This is a genomic window from Zooshikella sp. RANM57 (genome assembly GCF_050749885.1).
Taxonomy (GTDB): domain Bacteria; phylum Pseudomonadota; class Gammaproteobacteria; order Pseudomonadales; family Zooshikellaceae; genus Zooshikella.
Genome location: NZ_JBOIUB010000007.1, coordinates 115,257 through 135,059 on the forward strand (window position 1 = coordinate 115,257; position 19,803 = coordinate 135,059).

22 protein-coding genes are annotated in these 19,803 nt (G+C 35.1%); 19 read left to right on the top strand and 3 right to left on the bottom strand.

Annotation, left to right across the window (positions count from 1 at the left end; genetic code table 11):
* Positions 1–180: 180 nt before the first annotated feature.
* The 5 genes from ACQ96U_RS15695 (at position 181) to ACQ96U_RS15715 (ending at position 3,728) form a co-directional block, all read left to right on the top strand.
* Entirely contained in the window at positions 181–858 is a 678-nt protein-coding gene (locus ACQ96U_RS15695) for a hypothetical protein (RefSeq protein ID WP_431722201.1), read from the top strand.
* Between the two features lie 71 nt (positions 859–929).
* A complete protein-coding gene (locus ACQ96U_RS15700) occupies positions 930–1,544 on the top strand; it encodes a hypothetical protein (protein ID WP_431722202.1) in 615 nt (204 codons plus the stop codon).
* A 319-nt stretch (positions 1,545–1,863) separates the two neighbouring features.
* Positions 1,864–2,199, top strand: a complete 336-nt coding sequence (locus tag ACQ96U_RS15705; RefSeq protein ID WP_431722203.1) for a hypothetical protein — start codon at positions 1,864–1,866, stop codon at positions 2,197–2,199.
* A 333-nt stretch (positions 2,200–2,532) separates the two neighbouring features.
* Positions 2,533–3,357: a TIGR02452 family protein gene (locus ACQ96U_RS15710; protein ID WP_431722204.1), complete on the top strand. Its 825-nt coding sequence runs from the start codon at positions 2,533–2,535 to the stop codon at positions 3,355–3,357.
* A 56-nt stretch (positions 3,358–3,413) separates the two neighbouring features.
* On the top strand, positions 3,414–3,728 hold the full coding sequence (locus ACQ96U_RS15715) for a hypothetical protein (RefSeq protein ID WP_431722205.1): 315 nt from the start codon (positions 3,414–3,416) through the stop codon (positions 3,726–3,728).
* 274 nt (positions 3,729–4,002) lie between these two features.
* On the opposite strand, the gene ACQ96U_RS15720 is transcribed toward ACQ96U_RS15715, so the two are convergent.
* A complete protein-coding gene (locus ACQ96U_RS15720) occupies positions 4,003–5,055 on the bottom strand; it encodes a hypothetical protein (protein ID WP_431722206.1) in 1,053 nt (350 codons plus the stop codon).
* 365 nt (positions 5,056–5,420) lie between these two features.
* On the opposite strand from ACQ96U_RS15720, the gene ACQ96U_RS15725 reads away from it, so the two are divergent.
* From ACQ96U_RS15725 to ACQ96U_RS15735, 3 genes are all read left to right on the top strand, one after another.
* Complete coding sequence (locus ACQ96U_RS15725; RefSeq protein ID WP_431722207.1) at positions 5,421–5,651, top strand: hypothetical protein; 231 nt, start codon at positions 5,421–5,423, stop codon at positions 5,649–5,651.
* Positions 5,652–6,365: 714 nt separating this feature from the next.
* Positions 6,366–7,100 carry a substrate-binding periplasmic protein gene (locus ACQ96U_RS15730; RefSeq protein WP_431722208.1) on the top strand — a complete coding sequence of 245 codons (735 nt, stop codon included), beginning with the start codon at positions 6,366–6,368 and terminating at the stop codon, positions 7,098–7,100.
* Between the two features lie 132 nt (positions 7,101–7,232).
* A complete protein-coding gene (locus ACQ96U_RS15735) occupies positions 7,233–7,718 on the top strand; it encodes a DUF2059 domain-containing protein (protein WP_431722209.1) in 486 nt (161 codons plus the stop codon).
* Positions 7,719–7,821: 103 nt separating this feature from the next.
* Here the strand turns inward: ACQ96U_RS15735 and ACQ96U_RS15740 are convergent, their stop codons facing one another.
* Positions 7,822–8,946, bottom strand: a complete 1,125-nt coding sequence (locus ACQ96U_RS15740) for an ISAs1 family transposase (protein ID WP_431722210.1) — start codon at positions 8,944–8,946, stop codon at positions 7,822–7,824.
* Positions 8,947–9,307: 361 nt separating this feature from the next.
* On the opposite strand from ACQ96U_RS15740, the gene ACQ96U_RS15745 reads away from it, so the two are divergent.
* From ACQ96U_RS15745 to ACQ96U_RS15780, 8 genes are all read left to right on the top strand, one after another.
* The gene (locus tag ACQ96U_RS15745) at positions 9,308–10,027 is read left to right on the top strand and encodes a hypothetical protein (protein WP_431722211.1); all 720 of its coding nucleotides are present in this window, start codon (positions 9,308–9,310) and stop codon (positions 10,025–10,027) included.
* Between the two features lie 90 nt (positions 10,028–10,117).
* Complete coding sequence (locus ACQ96U_RS15750) at positions 10,118–11,398, top strand: hypothetical protein (RefSeq protein ID WP_431722212.1); 1,281 nt, start codon at positions 10,118–10,120, stop codon at positions 11,396–11,398.
* Between the two features lie 31 nt (positions 11,399–11,429).
* Positions 11,430–11,804, top strand: a complete 375-nt coding sequence (locus tag ACQ96U_RS15755) for a hypothetical protein (RefSeq protein ID WP_431722213.1) — start codon at positions 11,430–11,432, stop codon at positions 11,802–11,804.
* A gap of 9 nt (positions 11,805–11,813) precedes the next feature.
* Positions 11,814–12,344, top strand: coding sequence for a hypothetical protein (locus ACQ96U_RS15760; protein ID WP_431722214.1), 531 nt, complete (start codon positions 11,814–11,816; stop codon positions 12,342–12,344).
* 151 nt (positions 12,345–12,495) lie between these two features.
* A complete protein-coding gene (locus ACQ96U_RS15765; RefSeq protein WP_431722215.1) occupies positions 12,496–12,708 on the top strand; it encodes a hypothetical protein in 213 nt (70 codons plus the stop codon).
* A 91-nt stretch (positions 12,709–12,799) separates the two neighbouring features.
* Positions 12,800–13,279: a tetratricopeptide repeat protein gene (locus tag ACQ96U_RS15770; RefSeq protein WP_431722216.1), complete on the top strand. Its 480-nt coding sequence runs from the start codon at positions 12,800–12,802 to the stop codon at positions 13,277–13,279.
* A gap of 38 nt (positions 13,280–13,317) precedes the next feature.
* Entirely contained in the window at positions 13,318–13,854 is a 537-nt protein-coding gene (locus tag ACQ96U_RS15775; RefSeq protein ID WP_431722217.1) for a hypothetical protein, read from the top strand.
* Between the two features lie 107 nt (positions 13,855–13,961).
* Entirely contained in the window at positions 13,962–14,411 is a 450-nt protein-coding gene (locus tag ACQ96U_RS15780; RefSeq protein ID WP_431722218.1) for a hypothetical protein, read from the top strand.
* A gap of 451 nt (positions 14,412–14,862) precedes the next feature.
* On the opposite strand, the gene ACQ96U_RS15785 is transcribed toward ACQ96U_RS15780, so the two are convergent.
* Positions 14,863–15,345: a hypothetical protein gene (locus ACQ96U_RS15785; RefSeq protein WP_431722219.1), complete on the bottom strand. Its 483-nt coding sequence runs from the start codon at positions 15,343–15,345 to the stop codon at positions 14,863–14,865.
* Between the two features lie 750 nt (positions 15,346–16,095).
* On the opposite strand from ACQ96U_RS15785, the gene ACQ96U_RS15790 reads away from it, so the two are divergent.
* Genes ACQ96U_RS15790 through ACQ96U_RS15800 form a run of 3 tightly spaced genes read left to right on the top strand, consistent with a single transcriptional unit; the run spans position 16,096 to position 19,735 of the window.
* Complete coding sequence (locus ACQ96U_RS15790) at positions 16,096–17,298, top strand: ABC-three component system protein (RefSeq protein ID WP_431722220.1); 1,203 nt, start codon at positions 16,096–16,098, stop codon at positions 17,296–17,298.
* Positions 17,295–17,792, top strand: coding sequence for a three component ABC system middle component (locus ACQ96U_RS15795; protein ID WP_431722221.1), 498 nt, complete (start codon positions 17,295–17,297; stop codon positions 17,790–17,792). The genes ACQ96U_RS15790 and ACQ96U_RS15795 overlap by 4 nt, the downstream gene beginning before the upstream one ends.
* Positions 17,789–19,735: a DUF3732 domain-containing protein gene (locus ACQ96U_RS15800; RefSeq protein ID WP_431722222.1), complete on the top strand. Its 1,947-nt coding sequence runs from the start codon at positions 17,789–17,791 to the stop codon at positions 19,733–19,735. The genes ACQ96U_RS15795 and ACQ96U_RS15800 overlap by 4 nt, the downstream gene beginning before the upstream one ends.
* Positions 19,736–19,803 lie beyond the last annotated feature (68 nt).

The window sequence follows — 19,803 nt, forward strand, 5'->3', positions numbered from 1 at the left end:
TAGTTTTAGTGTTCTTTAACGCTAAGTAATTTTCACTTGTCTGTAAAATTAGTAGGAATAGTTTGTTAGGTGATGTGATAATTATATTTTTGGAGTGTTCTATCAATAAAATTTCATAGTTGCAGATATTGACTTTCTTTATTAGATTTTAAAAAAATGAGAGTCGATATATGGAGTAGTATGAAACTATTCATCATTAAAAGCCTTAAACTAATAGTATTATTCATACTATTACTGACTATTATTATTATGATAGGGAGTATTGATACTGAGACATATGATGATCAAGGTTTGTTTAGTTTGATACCGGTTGTTGTAGATAGTGAAAATGGCTATAGCGTTATAAAATATATTGAAAAGAGTGGTTTTGAATTGTTTACTGAATGTGAGCAAAACAAAGTGAATGCGCTTTTGGATAAGAAAGAGTGGGATCAATCCTATGTTGATAATCTTTTAGCAGAGAAAAAATCATTTGTTGATGATGTAAAGAAAGTTGTGGAACACCCATACTTTCAGCTTCCTTTAGAACAATTTTCGCATAAATTTTCTCCTAATTATACATATTATAAAGATGTTAATAAGTTGATTTTGTTAAAGTTAGAAAATTATCTAAAAAATAAACAGTTTGAGCGTGCATTGTTGTTATTATCTGTGTCAATAGACTTCAGTCAGAGAGTTAAAAAAGGGTTAAATATGGATATAATTCTTTATAAAATAGGAAATATAATGCTCTATGATACTTTGGAATGGGTAAAAGAGCACCAGGAACAGTTATACGATAATATTAAATACAACACTTTAAATGATTTAATGAAAAAATTGATGGTTTTAAAAATGATGGGTTTAAGCAAACTATAATTGGTGATTTATATGTAGTTAAAGAATTTAATAATGACCTTCTGCCATATGGTTTTGTTGATAGATTTAAAATGATTATGAAAGAGTTGCAAGAAGATAATAGTGAAAATAATGTGAAAATCTATATTGAATCTTTAATTCAGGCAGTACTTGTTCCATATAGATTTCATCCAAATAGAACAACTTCTTTAGCTGCTGTCAGGTATAAAAAGTTATTCGAACTTAGCTCTCTATACTGTGGTGACTCTAAACTAGAAGATTTTGATACAGAATTTCCTGATATCGAAGAGTTTAGCATATTACCGAATAGTCATGGAAAAATGATGGCTCAAGCATCTGGTGGTATATTTATTGACTATATATTTGAAAGATGTCTAACCCACACTTATCTTGATGGTACAGTGGTTTCTTTTGCGGTCAAACAGTACATTAAAGAGAATAACAAAGCTCCAGAGAAACTTCAGGACTTAGTCCCTAGATTTTTAGATAACGTACCAATAGATGTGTTTGATGGTAAACAGTTAAAATACTCAAAGGAAAATATGTGGATATACTCTGTGGGATATAACCTGGAAGATAATGGTGGGTCGAGAGAGAGCTACATCGATATACCTACCTGTTATAATGTGAAGAAGTGTTATAATAACCCTACAATTCCTGTTAATACAGAGTATTTGGATAACTAGTCTCTATTATTATATTGAATGAAGTGTGGCCGTACCAGCCAGATCATCGGCCCTCTGAGAAAGCTATAGGATATAAAGGAATTTGATAAATCTGAGCTGGCTGCACGTTGGAGAGTTTTTGTAAACGAAGTATTTGAAGATATGTATTTTACTTTTCTTAGAATATTTATTGAAAATAATCAGAATGTATAACACAGTTATCCAGTTGATACGTATGCTTCAACGGGTTTTTATACCTTCGCTCTGCTTATTATTGCACAAAAGTTAGCTTAGTTAGGTAGCACGTAGCTGATAGCGGTGTTATATGGGAGCAAGTTAATTGAAAGTATATGTTAAAAATAGAAAACTTAGTATAAAGCCGGGATCATTACAAAGTGTGATTGATCTAAATATTGATTTAATCGATTCTTGGGAGTTGGTAATTGATGACCTTGGAAATCCTTATCTATATTTCTTATATAATGGGCTTAGACAAGGTATTTCACTGCCTAGAGAAGAGTTAGATGATTATAAAGAAACTCTAATATTCATTGAAAAATTGCTAGAAATGGAGCCTAAGGTAGAAATATCTGCACATCAAAAGCTTTTTAAAACAGGTGCTGGTACCATTTTAGGTATTGAATTATTTGTATTGGCGATGATTGCTAGTAGATGATTGAGAGCAATTAACAAAACCGCCAAACTGACGGAAGACACCGCAGGATGTGCAGGTGTTATGAATATTGAAAATTATTAAGAACCTTCTTGTATTATTCGCTTTTATATTATTTGGCTGTGTCCAAAAAGACCATTTAGAATGGCTTGTCAGCGCATTAATGTTGAATGGTATTTGTTTTAAGGGCAATAAAACTACATATACACTAAGAGGTTTTAGTGCTGTTATGTAGTGTTTAACTTTATAGAATGCCAAACATAATAAGTTGATTGTTTATATGTAGATTTCGTTTATACTTCGCTTGGTCATTCAATACTAACAGGAGTGTTATTTGTGTCATTAAAAGGTAAGGCTAAGGAAGTATTAAAAATTATAGAGGAAGGTGGATTTTACTCAGTTGATGGTAGCTGGGTTGATATACGTCAGTATATAGAGTATGCAACGAGTAACTCAAAAACCTATACTCCTGATCAATTTGATAAGCTAACAACAGAAAATACTATAAGTGGAAATAAACTAGAAATTGAAATAACTGAAGAAACCACTCAAATTGCGGCTCGACGACTTTTTGAAGAATATCAAGATGATTTAGTGCTGCTCAATTTTGCATCAGCTCGAAATCCGGGTGGTGGTTTTATAAATGGGGCAAAAGCACAAGAGGAGGACTTAACGCGTTGTTCAACGCTCTACAACTGTTTGTTGTCTCAAACCGCTTATTATGATGCAAATAGAAATCAGCAATCAATGCTTTATACTGATCATATTATCTATAGTCCGAGAGTTCCTTGGTTTCGAACAAGAAGTAGGGACGAACCAAACCAATTATTTTTTGCCTCAGTAATTACTGCTCCAGCACCAAATGCAAATCAAGCTATTAGACGAGGAGAAAAAGTTAGCACAATAGAATTAGCCTTGATGAGACGGTGTGGACAAGTCCTAGGGGTTGCAAGAGATAACGGTCATAAAAATATAGTGCTTGGCGCATGGGGATGTGGTGTTTTTGGAAATGATCCATCTATGGTTGCTAAATCCTTTAACTATTGGTTGAATACTCCAGCTTTTTCTTCAGCATTTAATAAAGTTGTGTTTGCGATTTATGATACTTCTAAAACAATGAGTATTGTTAGAGCTTTCAGAGAAGAGTTTAACAAGGCTTAATAGTATTTGAGTAAATTGTTTTTGTTCCAAGGTGATTCTTACTTCATTTTATTAATATGAAATACTTCCGTTTATTCCTAAAAATAGTTGGCTTAATACTAACTACTTGTATTGGATATCAAATATATGCATGGTTTGCATCAGCAAATGAAATTGAAGAAATGTGTAAGAAGTTTAATGGCTCTTATACTTTAGAGCAGGTAAGGCAAGAAGTTTTTGATAGCCAGTTTGTCTCGGTATCAGGACCCATTGAGCATGATAATAAAACTGCTTTTTTAATTCATAGTATACATAACTTTGGGCGATATACTTGTGAAATCCGACTTCAGCAAAATAAGGTAATTGGGATAAAGTTTGATTATCGCGATTAACTATACATATGCTGCATATGACGCTTAAGTAACACGAAAAAAGAGGTCACTCATTCTTATTTAAATACTTCATTATCAGTACTCAATGCATTGAAATGAGAGGATCAGCTATTAAATGGAATCAATAATAGTACAGTAATTTTAATTGCTTTATGGAAGCGAAAAAAATTTAATCAACATTTAATGGTAAAACTTTTTGACAAGTTAGGGTTAAGCTTAAGTATTCAAAAAGCCCGCATAAGCGGGCTTATAAGTTATGGCAAAATCAAGTTTACTACTCTTCAAAACCACAAGTGGTTGCATGGAAAACACCATACACAGAGCCAGACAAACCTGTGAAAATAAAGGTGTCAGATACAGTTCCATTCGCGAGAGGATCATGTACTTGTGGGTACTGTCCTGGTGCCACTGTAAACTGGCCTTGAACATTACGTGGCAAGATTTCACTTCCTACATAAGCATGAGTTTCAGCTAATGAGTAGGGTGAATTTGTTGTGTATGTAACTGTTGCAGTAGAGCCATCATACATTACTATGACAGAGCCAATCTGTGTCCCTTTGCTTAAATCGCACTGACCAGCAGCAGCCCATAATTGGAAAGTATGTATTCCAACGTCAAGTGTTCCATTTGACCAGCCCCAACGATTGAAATCAGCGGTACCATTACCATCCTCATCAATTGTGAGGAAACAAACGGAAGGTGCAAGACCATCTTGTGGGTCAGTATCAGAAGGATTCCATGCAAATGAAGTTTCACACTTATCGCCGGTCCCACCTGTTTGATCACATGTGCAGGTTAGAGTGAACTCTGAGTAAGTTGCCCAATTACCTTGGTCCACAATAGGGTTGCCATCAGACCAACCTGTTTGTGTTTCATATCCACCACTACCATCATCTTTTCTCAGAGCAGCATGTGCAGCCATTTTAAATACTTGGTCATCTTCAGGGCATACATACTCTAATGTTGATAAAGGAATGGTGAATGTATAGGTTGTTTGTCCTGTAATATCACCAGAGTTATAGGGAAAGTTACCAGGAATAGGGTTACCTTTTCGGGTCTGAGGCATGTCGGCTAGACTCCTGCCTACCCATAAATGTCCTTCAACAAGTTCCCAGCCACCAGTAGTATTATACGTTACGACTAGATTATCATCGTTCACAGTAACTGAAACAGTACCTGCATCGATGTTTTGACCTGCATACAATGTGAATGTTTCTGTACCGCTCAGGTCACTTGTTTTTACGCAAGTTGAATGAGCCAGTAAGCTAAAATTCAGTAGACTTAAAAGAAAAAAAAGCTTAGTAAAATAACTTCTATAGAGATTCATTTTTTCATCCTTGATTTTCGTGAATTGTATCAATTTATGTACTTAGAAATATTTAGATGGTTAGGCTTAATAGATATGTAGTTGTATATTAATTTATCCTCCTGTTCATAGAGTTAGTGAGGTTTGTTGTGGGTAGATAATAATTATGTGTTACCAACAGACATGGGAAGTGTAGTTATACACTGAGTCGATTTAATAAAATATTCGTTGCAAGTTAGTGTATAGATTTTAAAAAGTAATTTAGTCGGTTATTTGTATTACACGCAATAAAAATCATCCTTGGTTTCAAAATAATTATTTTTTCATTTTTAACTGATGAAATTCTAATTCGCAAGAACTGGGCCATAAACATTAACAATTTAGTAGTGCATTGTTCTGACTTACCGAATGATAGGGACGATTCATCCGCAGATATCCATCGTTGGCATATAGGCCGTGGTTGGGTAGGTATTGGTTACCATCGTGTTATTCGATGCGATGGACGAGTGGAGCATGGACGTCCTGATTACTGGATAGGTGATCATGTGGCTGGATACAATAGTACAAGCTTGGGGGGTTGGTTGGTCGTGGTCAATTTACCGGGGCGCAGATGCTAAGTCTGGAGCAAGTAATACACGAGTGGAAGATTAAATATCCTGTGTGGCCACTGCGATTTGATGAGTTTAACCGTGTGTAAAAGATGAATATTAATAATCTTATACCTGACATTGCTGGTTCCATCATGAACGGCCTTGATGATTTATTTACTAGCGATGAAGAACGACTAAAAGTTGGTCAAGTGCGTTTAACAACTAAAGGCATCGCAAAGATAGCCCATCAATTAATTAAGTACCATTAAAAAACGTTTTCTCCCTGTATTGTCCCTTGCCCACTTCAGTGGGTTTTTTTGATAGATTATGTGGTACTAAAAAAATTAGGTGCTATTTAAAAAATAGCCAGAATATGCTTTTAAAAGAAAAAAGTTAATCAGTCAGCTCGTTAAATTATATTTTTGACTGATAATATGGTCGCTTCAAAATCACTTTCATAAATAGCGACGGTTAATTTTCCTAAAGAGACGTAATATATTACGTCACTCCGACGTATAAAAACCGTTCAAATATTAGTCAACTCTTTTAATATCAAATAGATAGCTACATATACTGAGTATAAACTAGGCTTAAAAAGTGCCAGCTGCCTATAATTTATTGAGGTGTTATACGTCACGTTGACGTTCATTAATAGTTGGGAGCTAAGTCATAGATTTCTTCTCATTCATTCCAATAGAGAAGAGGTATAGGGATATATCAAATCAAATAATCGGAGTAAATATGAGAATTGTGATCTTGATAGTAACTATCTTTTTTATTGTCGTACGTGTTCATGCTCAAGAAGTAAAAATTGTGACAGAAGACCTACCTCCCTATCAGGTGATAAAGAATAAGAAAGTAGGAGGATTTGCGACTGAGATTGTAGAAGCAGTTTTTAAAGAAGCGGGAGCAAGTCCTAAAATAAGAGTCTATCCTTGGGTAAGGGCTTACAAAATGGCGCTAGAACAGGAGAATGTACTTATTTATTCGATTGTAAGATCAAAACAGAGAGAACCTCTTTTTAAGTGGTTAGGTGAGTTAGATGAAGTCAGATATTATTTTTTTGGTTTACAATCTCGAAGAGATATTCAAATCCAGTCTATTGAACAGGCAAAGCAATATAAGACGGGAGTGACTGAAGAATCGGTAGAGTATCAAGAGCTTCATAAGCGTGGCTTTAGTAGGTTAAAGATTGTGACCAGACAAACTCAATTGGTAGAGATGTTATATAAAAAGAGGTTTGATCTTTTATTTGGTTCCGAGTTGCCAGTGGCCGTCATGGTCGAAAATTCAAATCGTGACTATAGTCAACTGAAAAAGTTTTATGAAATTAAGGAGATGCGGTTGAAACTCTATATGGCATTTAGTCAAAAGACTTCCGATGCGTTAGTATCCAAATATAGAAAAGCATATGAATCTGTAAAAAATAAAAATATTTACAGTACTATCAAGGACAAGTGGTTTGGTAAAAGATAAGTGAAAAACGGTTCCCAACAAGTGCATTCAGGGGATTCTTGGCCTGCAGCTTTTTCATGATTTTTTGCAAAGTTGGATGTTGCCCCAGCACTCCTGATGCTGTCGTTCACCCTAACTTAAAAAGGAAGTCTCATGAAGTTTAAAAATTGTATTTTTTTTGCCATACTGACATCTGCATTACTACTACATCAAAACGTATTGGCAGAAAATGAAAGCTATCGTAAAGCAGCGGATCGTCTACTTACTACTATGGATCTAAATAGACTTTTAGCTGCCACAGGTGAAAATATGTTAAAAATGCAGCTATCTCAAAATCCAGCTTTGCAGCCTTTTGAAAAAACTATGAAAGCATTTTTCAACAAATACATCAGCGGTGAAAGTTTAAGAGAAGATTATATTAATATATATATGGAAGCTTTTACTGAAAAAGAAATCAATGAAATCAATGATTTTTATTCTACACCAACGGGGCAAAAGGTATTAAGAGAAACTCCTGCTTTAGTTTCAAAAGGTGCAGCACTTGGACAACAAAGAGTTCAAGAGAACATACAAGAGCTAAAAAATATGATTCAGGAAGAGGCTCAACGAATTCGAAGTCTGCAACAAAACGCAGAATAATTTAAACAACTTTCAAATAAGCATTTAGTTCACCGAGGATGATACAGAACAAGTCGTTGAAGCGGACCGCTTGGGGTCGGCTTCAGGGCAATCGCATATAAATTCACACCGAACAAATTAGCTTCATTAAATATTCATGATCCCAACCAGCAGAGAGTCTCTTATTTTTTATGCCAATTTTATAAGTATTATCTTGCTTAAGAATGTTAAGTGCTATCTGCCTAATTCTAGACATGTTTTCAGCTGAATGTCCTTTACGAATTCGACTATCATCTTCTCTGAATGCAACATCCAAACTCCAGTGTAAGCTGTTTTCAATTTGCCAGTGATGTTGGATCATTTCACTAACCTCTTTTGCTGACAATGACTGGCTGGAAATATAATAACGCTGCTCTCGCGTCTTTTTTCCTTGTAGTGTTCGTTCTGTTTCTATTCTAATGACAGCCGCTAAATCCAGCCACTCTGCGGCTATTGGTAATTTGGCCGCTGCATTATAAACCCAGCAACGTCGTATTTCGTGTCGACCATGTTGCTCTTTTTCAGAAGAATAGAAATCAATAGCAGGACGTTGATATGATTTGGCTTTCTTGGAGTGAAGTAACTCATGAATAGCTGAATAGAGACGAGGTTGGTTATTTTTAACCGCCAATACGTAATGGGCTTCTTTTTCACGAATTTTTTCAGCAATCGCTTTGTGACATCCCATAGCGTCGATTGATACAACAGCACCTTTAACTGCAATAGCTTCTAATAGCTCAGGGATGGCGGTGATTTCATTTGACTTTGTATCCGTCTTCAGCTGACCTAAGACGAGTTTATTTTCTATTGACCAAGCATTAACGAGATGAATCGCATTTTTCTTATCAGACTCAGTGAATGATCGCCTAAGGGTTTTACCATCAATCGCGATTAACTTACCTGGGAAGTTATTAGTGATTGATTGAACCCATTGGATAAAGCATTTTTGAAATGAACTAGGGCAAAGATGCGAAAAAAAGCGACCAAAGCTGTCATGGGAAGGTATCCCATTAGGCAATTCTAGAAAGCCTTGAAACCATGCTTCTTTGGCCTTACCAAATCGCTCAATAGCAACCCAATCATCTGCTCCACACAATGCAGCACAAATCGTAATAGTAATGATATCAACCAACGTATGACGACGATGGCGTTCAACTCGAGGGTCGTCTAAGTGACTAAAATGATCTGCAATTGTGTTATTTTTTTCCAATGTTATGCTCTAAGTCAGTTACTAATCATCCTATTATACTGATTTTGTTGTATTTTTATATGCGATTGCCCTGGTCCCCTATCAGGCCTTGAAAAAGTATATGTGAATGGTGAGTTAGTCTCTTCTCAACGAAATCTATCTACTGACGTAACCAATAGCTTCAGTATTGGTGTTAATGATTACTCAACAAACCTCAACGTGGTAAGCTTATTAAAAGGGCCTGTAGTATGCACTTTAAGTAAAAATAGCAAAGAGTATATGAGGCAAAAGCTGGTGCTCCAAAAAGCGAAGTCATCGTCGAAAGGGCTGCCTTTTATTGTTAGATTCTCGTTTTTTATCCTTGTAGGCGCTTTGTTTAGCTTTGCTCGTTCTTATTGCGCTGTTTGTCAATAATCATTGGCATGTGGTTAGAAGGTTTTTTAGCTATAGTGAAGTTGTATCTTGGGGTGACAAGACTATTCAAAAAATAGCGGCGTTAGTTTTAAGTGAGAACATGAGAGAAATTCAAGGTTTCATAGTCATCGTGTTGTGTTTTTTGTCATTCATAACTTATTCAGATGAGGGCGTGATTGAAGAGTTCAAGAAGGCGCCCATTCAAAAAAATGAAGCTTTAACACAGAGTAAAGCATTAGAAAAATTGGCTTATGGGGTTTCAGAAATCGGCTATGCAGTCGAAGCAGTAGAATCGCAATATTCTTTTCAAATATATAGTACAAATAGAAACATCATTATTGAGATAATGTTTGCAAACTATAAGGTAGAAGATGGCGAGCCATTTTATTTCATGGAGGACATATACTGCCCAAATAGTCGAGGTGTGACAATAATGAAAGAATGGCCAGCAAATTCAAAATCGAAATTAATTGAAGAACAATTCATAAATAAAAACTATAATGGCCGATCTATTTGTACAGCAATACTTGGTAAGAACAGAAACGTATTGTCATGGTTGCACTCTTTCAAACTCACAGAAAAAAAGAACCCTATAAAACTTAATAGACTATTAGACAATTTAGCAAGTAAGGTTTTTGAGTTAAAAGTAAAACCATACTTTATTTTTAAGGAAATAGTAATTCAATAAGGAGGAGAGTAAGCTAATAAAGTGTTCAATTCGTTCACTGGGGCGCTTCGCTGCGTCCCTTACCTATGACATTAGCATTACTAAACCAGAATGAACGAAACCCTTTCAGAATCATTTAAAAAATCTATTAAAAATGGAACTGGCGAAGCGATATTACTTCTTAAAGAAAATCCTTCTGCTAATTTTGATCAGTATATCCTTAAGGCATGTACGCATAACTTAGCATATGATCCACAATGTGAAGGATCTAGGGCCGAGTATCTATTTGAAATTTTATCGCTCGCCCGAAATAAAGAAAAGATAGTCAATGAAATAATAAGGCAATTAAATTCTCCCAACAAAGAATATTGGGACATACAATTACTTTTTGACCTAGCAGCTATTATTGCAAAACAAGGCAACCAGGAAGCGAAAAAAGCAATTTATCAACGATATTCCAATAATTTAAATCCAGAATTTGAATTTGCTGATACTAATGTGCTAGTAGCACTTGATGGCCTTAATGGACTAAAGTTTGTAGCTGAAACCCAAGGAAGGAAGATTGAGCTTGATCATGACTACTGGGTTGATGATCGGCAGTTACAGGTTTGCAAAGAGTATTTTCCAGAGTCTTCACCCAAAAATTACCTGGCTCAGAAAGCTCAAAGCAATAAATATATAAATGTATATTTAACTAAAATTGAAGAAATAGAGTCACTAAGGACAGAAAATGCAACTATCCGTGGAAAACGTTCACTTTCTCAACTGTTAAAACTCATTGATGAGGGGAAAAGAATTCCAATAATTGCTGGTAAATGGCTTACAGATGAAGAGGTTGTAAGTGTCGCAAAGCTTCTATTGCATGAAAAAGATGAAAAGAAAATTGAAGCATACTTGCGCCTATTATTAAGGGCTAAATACCCTTTAGATATTTCAAATTTATTGCCATTACTAATAACAGATAACAAGCAAATAAAGCATTCAATCTTACGAATATTGTCGAAGATCAAGGACAATCAAATTCGAGAATTAATTGATAAGAACTACACAGATCTAACATATCTTAATGACCATTTAGAGTTCTTTGTTTCCAATTTTTTCGAAAAAGATTTAAAAGTTTTGTCTAGGATATTGGATACGCTTGATGACGACGATGAGATACATTATTTTGGCATGATTATAAAGGATATTTTTGATGGAAATTCCATCAAGCACCCACGTAATCTTCTCGTTAAGCTCTATTCTGCAACCAATTGCTCGATATGCAGAGAATCCTTTATTAAAATACTAATATCAGCAAATCAGATCTCGGATAAAATATTGCGAGAATTAAGGTATGATTGTGAAAGAGACATCCGGCAATTAGCTAATGAATACACCCAAAAATGCTAACAACCCAGTCCACTGGACGTGTAGGTAGAGCATGAATAAAACATACTCAGTATGGGCATTAGAAGGAGAAGATATAGGCCACACCTTGATGGAAGGTGAAGACCCTCTTCAATTTCACAATGGTGAGGTAGATGAAGAATGTGAGGTAAGGCTGTATTCATTTGAAGCTGCATCACATGAAGAAGCAATGTCCATATATTATTTAAGGCAGGGGTGGGCTCCATACAAACCTGAGGTGAGCCAGCCCCTTGCCCCAATTGCGGTGCTATGTACTATCCCGAAGGCAGCGGTGAGTGCTGGCGTTGTGAGCACCATTATTAGCGTGTGCATAACAAGTAGTTCAAATTTGCTAAGGCTCTCATGGTCTTACGACGTCAAGCAAGGAGGTCGCTTAACATCAGCGTAATGCATTAATATGACCCAGGAAGAATACTTAAATATTGCTAGTAAGCTTGAAAGTGAAATACTTGTTTCGGTTGAGTATTTTGAGATCAACTATGAAGGATATCAAACAGAGTTTACTGAAAACTCGGACTACGACTGTCTGGATTACGGTATTAATCTAAAAATGCAATCTGGAAAGGTATTTGGCTTTATCTGGGGTAGTGAGTTTACACAATATGGTGTATCTATCTTGGAGCAGCCTATACAGGCTGAGGTGTCGGAGTGCAGAGAAGTAGATGTGTCTCAGTCATCAAACTGGTGCAAGATAGTTGGCAGCCAAATACAAAACATTGAAGTCATTTGGCACTGGGTAAAGGAAGTAGGATTTTTCAAAAAGAAAACGTATTTCCCTCAAAGCGTAGTGATCACTTTTAGCTCAGGTAAAGTTGTGGTTATTTCTGCGTTAGAAATATCAGACTCGTCACATTGGAGTATGGCTGATAATATTGTTGTCTTCTTTAATCAAAGCTCTGCTCATAACTATGGTGCACTAAATGCGTAACAAGTTTGTCAATAGGATATTTTTTGCTACGCTCCACTTTACGGCAAAACTCCACTACACAAAAAATGCTTATTACAAAAGCATTAGGCGTGAGATTAATTACGATGGAAGATGAAATCGATCCAAAAGGTTACGGAGTTACACCTGTAGTGTGCCACTACAATCTTTTACTTCAGGTAAAAGAAGCACTATTCTCTCAGGTAAAGAAATCGAAGTTGAACGCGTCATTGAGTTAATGGAGGAGTTTAAAAAACATAATGGGCAATATTGTGCTCTTAGTATAGTGTATTTTTCATGTAATGATACTGAGGGTAAGGCAGATGAAAAATATAACCAGGTAATTGAGCAATGGCAAAACGCATAATAAACAATGGTAGCATTGCTTTGTAGGCAGGGTATGCAAACGCGTGTTGTCACTTTAGTGTGTTATACGGAAAAATGGATAAGTAATCACCATGTCTCATTGGACTGAATTAATTTTTAGTAAAGCGTATAAATATTATCACGTAGGGAGAGTAGCTGATTCTTTCAACTGGTTTGTTAAAGGCGCATTAGCAGGTAATACCTCTTGTATGATTTGGGTTGGTGTTCTTTATGGCGATGGTATAAAACCAGACTTTAGAAACCAGAAAGAAATCAAATGGTACAAAAAAGCATGGAAAAAAGGAGAGTTGTCTTCAGCAAATAATTTAGCAATTGTTTATAAAAATCAAAGGAAATATGGTTTGGCCGAAAAATGGTTTAAATTAGCGATAGCTAAAGGTGATGGTGATGCAAATTTAGAATTAGCTAAGTTATACATTCATTTAAAAGCTGATAAAGGAATTATTATTCAATATTTAAATGAAACAATTGAAAGTGATTACGTTACTGAGGCAAGTGCTGAAGAAGCATCTAGTCTTATGGACAAAACTCTTGAGTCAGGCGTTATATAGTTCACAATGCCAGCATGTGATGTAGTAGGGAAGAATTAATGAAGTCAATCAGAATAATTGTAGCTCTCTTAATGCTTATAATATGTTTACCAAGTTTTGCAGGTTGGATTGATAAAGAGGGTAACCCTGTACCAGACACTGAATCACGGAAGTCTATTGGTGAGTTTGGTGCCAATTTGCTACTTACTGATAAAGAAAATGAAACATTCCAACGTTGGAACACTACATCTGTTGGTGTTAATTTAAGCACAACAGATAAAATTAAAAGAAATGATTTTATTTCAGCATTCATTATATTCAGTGGATGTAGCGTCAACAAAGAAGGTAATTGTAACCTTGTCGTTAAGTTTCGGGTTGTTCAGCCTGACGGAAGTATTTATGCTGAGCTACCTACACAAGAAGCGTGGGTGAATAAGCCTGCACCTGGTAAATTCTTACAAATGAGTGCTGGTTACATAAAAATCAGAATTGAGGATGATGAACCACTTGGAGTATATCAGGTATTTGCTGATATAACTGATCAAAATTCAGGTAATGTAATAAGTCTTTCTTCAAAATTTGAGGTGCTGGAGTAGTTACAGTATAAAAACAACAAGATCATTGAGTTTTATTCGTGTTACTCGCTGGATGCTCTAAATACGATATTTTTACTTAATCGGTTATTACATCGCCATGAGGTTACATGTTCTGGAAACGAAAAAAATCATTCAAGCTTATACCTGTACGTCCTAAGAATTATCAGTGTATATGCTTGCATGCTATTGAGATTGCTACTGATCCAAATGTCTTAATGGATAAGAAGCTGATTACTGATTTATCGGATTCAGGTAAGTTATCCCAAGAACGCATTCGAAATTGCATTAATTTCGAAATTCGGGATGGGGATGTTGGTGTTGTTGGGTTTCATGACCATCCAGATGAAATGTGGATTAATGAAAAATATCAAGGGTTTGCTATTTATTGTGAACAGATGGGGTGGCTTAAAATTGAGGGCCAGCCTCTTAACAAACTTGGGTTATGGTTGCTGACGCTGTTAAAAGCCATGATTATGAGAGAGAATATAGGCATTCTTGATGATTTTCATTTAAGTAGTAGAAAATATAAGGAGTTTTGTGGAGTTTGGAGAGAATGAAAATGGCGGGATTTGAAAGCCTGGTCAATTGCTTCTAACTTATTGATATTTAAGAATAAAATTTAATTATTTTTATCTCGTGTGATAATGGTGTGGTTCGAAAATCCAATTATTCAACTGTTATAATAAAAATTGTACTACAACAGTAGTGCAATACTAATCTAGTTGTTTCAGTTTTTTTCAAATAACAATTTTATTTCGCAGGAGATACTGAAATTATACTCAACTTGACGTTCTGATGGTAAAACAAAATCAAGATTAATTTCATTACCGTTGCCCCTCGGCTAGCATGTAGAAACCAAAAAATTTTTAACATCTACGCATATTTATTGAGGGGACACGATGATATAGCAACAGCCAGGTAGACCCGAGGAATTTCACCTCGATCCCTAGCAGAATGGAAATTAAACCATCCTGCTATAATTCGACCCGACAGATTGCCTACAGCTGCTTAGTAAATGCGGAATAGTTGCAGATTATCAGGTCCACAGGCAACAGCTTTAAGTCTCATACGTTCAGGATGCAACTCCAAGCATCGACCTAGCTTATTAACAATTTTAAAATTGTTATTAACTAACTGAAGCTTCCATTCAGCACGAGGGAAGTCACTGTTACAGCTACTGTCATATTTAGCCAAATCAGAGCCAGAGGAGTCGTAAATACAGCCACCAGGACGGTGAATACTTACAATATTAAACCATCCTTCGCCAACAGACTTTAAAGTCCAATCGGCATACGCATCGCGACGCAGATAAAGTTCTTTGGTTCCGGTATCTCTAAGGTAGAGATGGTACAAGTCAAGATTACTGCCACTAGTAGTCGCAACCAAACTTGCAGAACGAATTGTTACAGGATCGGCGGAATAAGAGTTTGCAGAAAGTCCAGCTCCAACTAAAGCCAGAGAAATAGCGATTGATGAAATATATTTTTTCATTTACATACCCAGTTGTTGTATTTGAGCAACCATGCCCGGCGGCCAGAGTACATAAAAGCTACAACCATATCAATACTATCTTACAGTTTTTTTACACGCTTGATTAAATGTTAATCTAAATATCATTAAGAAACCGCTTGGCAATGCATACCTGAGATAGGGATTAAAGCTACTTATAAAAAGCTCGAGCTGCCAGAGTATAACGAAGGGTTTGATAAGCTTTATTATGCCAGGTTGTCTAAAAATGGTTTTGTTGGAGACAAGTGGAAAAATGAAGTTTAGTGAGTCAGATGCAAAGATGTGGGTTTTTTATGAAAGCCTGGGTGATTGGCTTTAACTTGTTGATATTTAAGAATAAAGCCAAATTATTTTGTTCTTGCGTGAAAATGATGTGAACTACAAAATAAACAAAGTACTGCAGCCGATGAAGTCTTTAATGACCGAATAGTTTAAGTTTTACTAATTCTCTAGCTAGACAAATCTGAATATACACTTTTAACTAGAATTCTTTTGAAGTATGACTTGAAAGCAATTTGTATAAATTTAAACCGATTAAAGGGCTATAGTCCCGTCTAGCATATTGACATGAAGTTTAGGTATACTTATTCAACAGTTGATGTATTTATTAAAGCTGTATTGTACGGAATTACTAGGATCTGCTAGGACATATAAATGTATAGCTTTTAACAAAATAACGAAGCATTGCGATGTATGGCAGGAATTAGCTGAAATTGAGAAGGATTCTCGAGTATGAACCAAAAGTCAGAGTTTGATGCCTCTCCATCAATGCTTGGGTACCTGTATCAAGTTAGGTTTGGTTTATACCTTGCTTTGAAAAAGCTTCCCGAAGTTGATGAACCTAATCAATATAATCTATCAATAGAGACTCTAGATGACGTTGCTTTTGATCAAAATGGCTCTCCAATAGAGTTAATTCAAGCAAAATATCATCAGAAAAGAGTTGGAAATATAACAGATAGAAGCTCTGATATTTGGAAGACAATACGTGTTTGGATTGATATGTTAAAAAAAGGGAAATTTGAGTTAGGGAAGATTACTCTTACGCTAGTTACAACTCAATCATTACCAATTGACTCAATTGCAAGCTATTTGAGTAATACTGAAAGCAGGGATATTGATCGTGCAATAAAAAAAATGGTAGAGGTATGTAAAGAAGAAAATAAAAATAATCAAAGTGGATATAATGCTTTTAGTGATTTAACAGGTATAGAAAAACAACTTTTTGTAAGTGATATTTATATTATTGGTAGAAATGATGATTTACTTATACTTAGAAGTAAATTAGTACGCTATGGAAGACAATATACATCAGAGAAAACGGCTGAAGCATTTACTGACCGCATAGAGGGTATATGGCTTCAGTGGTGTATTGAAGAACTAAGTAAAACACCTACTGGAATCATTAACCTAGAAAGACTTCAAAATATAGTTGATACGATTAAATTTGAGTATACTGATAATAATTTGCCTACTGAGTTTGCAAATGTTTTTCCTGATGTTATTGATATTGAACAAAATTGCCGAAACTTTATTAAACAATTAAATATTTTTAACGCATCGAGTAAAATGAAAGAGCGAGCTTTACGCTTTTATTACCGTGCATTTTGTCAAAGAAGTAAATGGGCAAAAGATGGGTTGCTAGATCCAGGAGAACTAAAAAATTATGACATGCGGTTGCGTGAAAAATGGGAAGAGTTCGAAATGTTTTTAGAGGCGGATATAGAGATTGAGAGTGAAGAGGGGAAGCGAAAATACTCAGTCAATTTGTATAGAGAGTGTATACAAAATGGAGTTATTCCAATTAGAAAGGATTTTACTGAGGCTTATGTTTCAAAGGGTAGTTATGAAATACTCTCAGATAACCTTGAAATTGGATGGCATCCCGATTACTTAGAAATACTAAAAGAAAGTAGCAACGAGGATGCAGCATGATTTTGACTAATGATATGTACTCTCAAGAAGAGTTTAATCTTTATAATCCAGCATATGCTGGCGTCGTGTTGTATCAAGCTATTAGAGAATATCAAACGAAGAGTAGTAAGCCATTTCATTGTACTCTAAAATATTTAGTGGCTCCTTTATCTTTGTCTCCAAAGTATTTAAGGTTATTGCCAAGCAAAACAGTAACTTCAGTTATAGGGTGGGTGGCGGAAAATCAAGGAGAATTAATAAATTTTTCAAAAACAGCTTCGGCATATATAGGAATTGTAAATTCAGCAGCTATTTTCTTATTAAAATATAAATTATTACTACTAGATCAGAAAGGATACTATTCTCTTACAGATATTTCGCTACCTAAAAAACCAAAATATGTAAAATGTAATCCTGATTTCAATCAATGCTATTTAGCTGCAGGGTTTCTTGGGCGTTGGTTTTCTGAAATAACTGTTGAAGCAGTGTACATACATTTAGGTGTACGACCATGACTATGCAGATAAAAACGATATCTCTCTATGGAAAAAATGATGAACGAAGGGATGTTGAGTTTGAGCTGGGGACAGTAAATATTATTACAGGAGCTTCCAAAAGAGGAAAAACGTCGTTAATAGATATTGTCGAGTACTGTCTTGGTGCAAGCGAGTGTACAGTAAAAGAAGGGTGTATCAAGAATACAGTTGAATGGTATGCAGTCTTATTACAGTTTTGCGATAGTCAAGTTTTTATTGCTAGAGCTGCTCCAGTGGGGGGAAAGAAAGCTAATTCAGATGCTCATATGATTATTTCTTATGACATCTCAATACCAGATAAAAAATCTATCATAAGTAGTACAAATATTAGTGATGTTGTAAAATATCTAACATTGAAAATAGGTGTTCCTGAGCAAATTACCGATGTACCTGAAAGTCAAACTCGTTCTGAAGTAAAATTAGGTTTTCGCCACTCACGTTATTACCTGTTTTTAAGTCAAAATGAAATTGCAAATAATGACGTTTTGTTTCACCAGCAATCTAAAGCCTATATTCCTCAAAATATTAAAGACACATTGCCTTATTTTATAGGTGCTGCAGAAGATAACCGCTTAAATGAAAAAAGTCGGCTACGAGAATTAAAACGAGAACGTAATAAGCTCATAAAACAAGTGAGGGAAATTGAGGCCCTTCAGGTTGATGGGCTAAGTAAAGGTTATGAGTTATTAAATGAAGCAGTTAGACTTGGAATGTACAAATCAGATATAACAAATATTGGCGACACAGATCTCATTAAGGTGCTAACTACCGTAGCAAGATGGTCTCCAAAAGATATTACTCCTTCAGATATTGCTGATCCGCTGTCTAATTTAGAAAAAGAGCTAGAAGAATTATTAGAAAAAAGATATATTTATAAGTTGCGTATTCGCGAGGCAAAAGAGTATGAATCTTATGAATCAAATTTTAGAGATGCTGCCAATAACCAAGTTTATAGGCTTAAATCTATTGGGTTATTTAGATCATTAAAAGGATTTGAAAATACTTGTCCAGTATGTGATGCAAGTAATAATGATGAACTAAAGTTTGAAAAAAGTATAAAGAAAGCAATAGTTGAGTTGGAAAGTAAACTTGATGGCGTGAACTCCACAAAACCTAGAATTAGCGGTTATTTATCAAAGCTACAAGAAGACCAAAAAAAGTTGTTAAAAAGAATTAATGTGGTTAAAAGGGCAATATTTAATATTAAAGATCATGATCCTAATATCAAGAAGCGAGTTAATCAAGATTTTTTTCGAGCACAGTTAGTTGGAAAGGTGAGTTTATATTTAGAAGGAATAAACTGGAATAAAGATGTAAAAAACATAAAAATAAAAATAGTAGATCTGGATGAAAAAATAGACTGCTTGTTAAATGATCTTGATCCAGAAGCTATGAAAGAAAAACTAAACGCTCAGTTAAGCTGTATTGCTGAGGACATGACTAAATGGGCTAGAGAACTAAAATTAGAACATAGCGAGCATAGAATACGACTAGATTTAAATAAACTGACTATTGTTTCCGATACTCCATCAGGAGTAGTATCAATGAGCAATATGGGAAGTGGTGAAAACTGGGTAGGTTATCATTTAGTAGCGTACTTTGCTCTTGCAAAATGGTTCATTGAAAATTCAAGACCAGTAGGCAATTTTATATTTCTTGATCAGCCTTCACAGGTCTATTTTCCTGCTGAAAACTCAATAACTGGTAGTCTCCTTGAAATAGAAAAAGATGAAGATCGTGAAGCATTAAAACAAATATTTAAATGGATATTTCAAATAGTTAAAAGTTTGGAGCCAAGACTTCAAGTTATAATTACTGACCATGCAGATATTGAGGAATACTGGTTTCAACAAGCAGTTAGAGATAACAAGTGGAGAGGAGATTATGCTCTTATTCCAAAAAGTTGGTATGAATTACAATAAGTATTTTACTCTAAGCTACACTGCCACTTAGCGTTATCGCCAACCCATTTAGTTATCGAGGTAAATTA

Coding starts and splice junctions, on each gene's coding strand:
- ACQ96U_RS15775 (WP_431722217.1), top strand. CDS start 13,318: ATGAAGTCAATCAGAATAATTGTAGCTCTCTTAATGCTTATAATATGT.
- ACQ96U_RS15790 (WP_431722220.1), top strand. CDS start 16,096: ATGAACCAAAAGTCAGAGTTTGATGCCTCTCCATCAATGCTTGGGTAC.
- ACQ96U_RS15755 (WP_431722213.1), top strand. CDS start 11,430: ATGAATAAAACATACTCAGTATGGGCATTAGAAGGAGAAGATATAGGC.
- ACQ96U_RS15715 (WP_431722205.1), top strand. CDS start 3,414: ATGAAATACTTCCGTTTATTCCTAAAAATAGTTGGCTTAATACTAACT.
- ACQ96U_RS15785 (WP_431722219.1), bottom strand. CDS start 15,345: ATGAAAAAATATATTTCATCAATCGCTATTTCTCTGGCTTTAGTTGGA.
- ACQ96U_RS15735 (WP_431722209.1), top strand. CDS start 7,233: ATGAAGTTTAAAAATTGTATTTTTTTTGCCATACTGACATCTGCATTA.
- ACQ96U_RS15795 (WP_431722221.1), top strand. CDS start 17,295: ATGATTTTGACTAATGATATGTACTCTCAAGAAGAGTTTAATCTTTAT.
- ACQ96U_RS15730 (WP_431722208.1), top strand. CDS start 6,366: ATGAGAATTGTGATCTTGATAGTAACTATCTTTTTTATTGTCGTACGT.
- ACQ96U_RS15770 (WP_431722216.1), top strand. CDS start 12,800: ATGTCTCATTGGACTGAATTAATTTTTAGTAAAGCGTATAAATATTAT.
- ACQ96U_RS15760 (WP_431722214.1), top strand. CDS start 11,814: ATGACCCAGGAAGAATACTTAAATATTGCTAGTAAGCTTGAAAGTGAA.
- ACQ96U_RS15700 (WP_431722202.1), top strand. CDS start 930: ATGATTATGAAAGAGTTGCAAGAAGATAATAGTGAAAATAATGTGAAA.
- ACQ96U_RS15800 (WP_431722222.1), top strand. CDS start 17,789: ATGACTATGCAGATAAAAACGATATCTCTCTATGGAAAAAATGATGAA.
- ACQ96U_RS15780 (WP_431722218.1), top strand. CDS start 13,962: ATGTTCTGGAAACGAAAAAAATCATTCAAGCTTATACCTGTACGTCCT.
- ACQ96U_RS15750 (WP_431722212.1), top strand. CDS start 10,118: ATGAACGAAACCCTTTCAGAATCATTTAAAAAATCTATTAAAAATGGA.
- ACQ96U_RS15695 (WP_431722201.1), top strand. CDS start 181: ATGAAACTATTCATCATTAAAAGCCTTAAACTAATAGTATTATTCATA.
- ACQ96U_RS15720 (WP_431722206.1), bottom strand. CDS start 5,055: ATGAATCTCTATAGAAGTTATTTTACTAAGCTTTTTTTTCTTTTAAGT.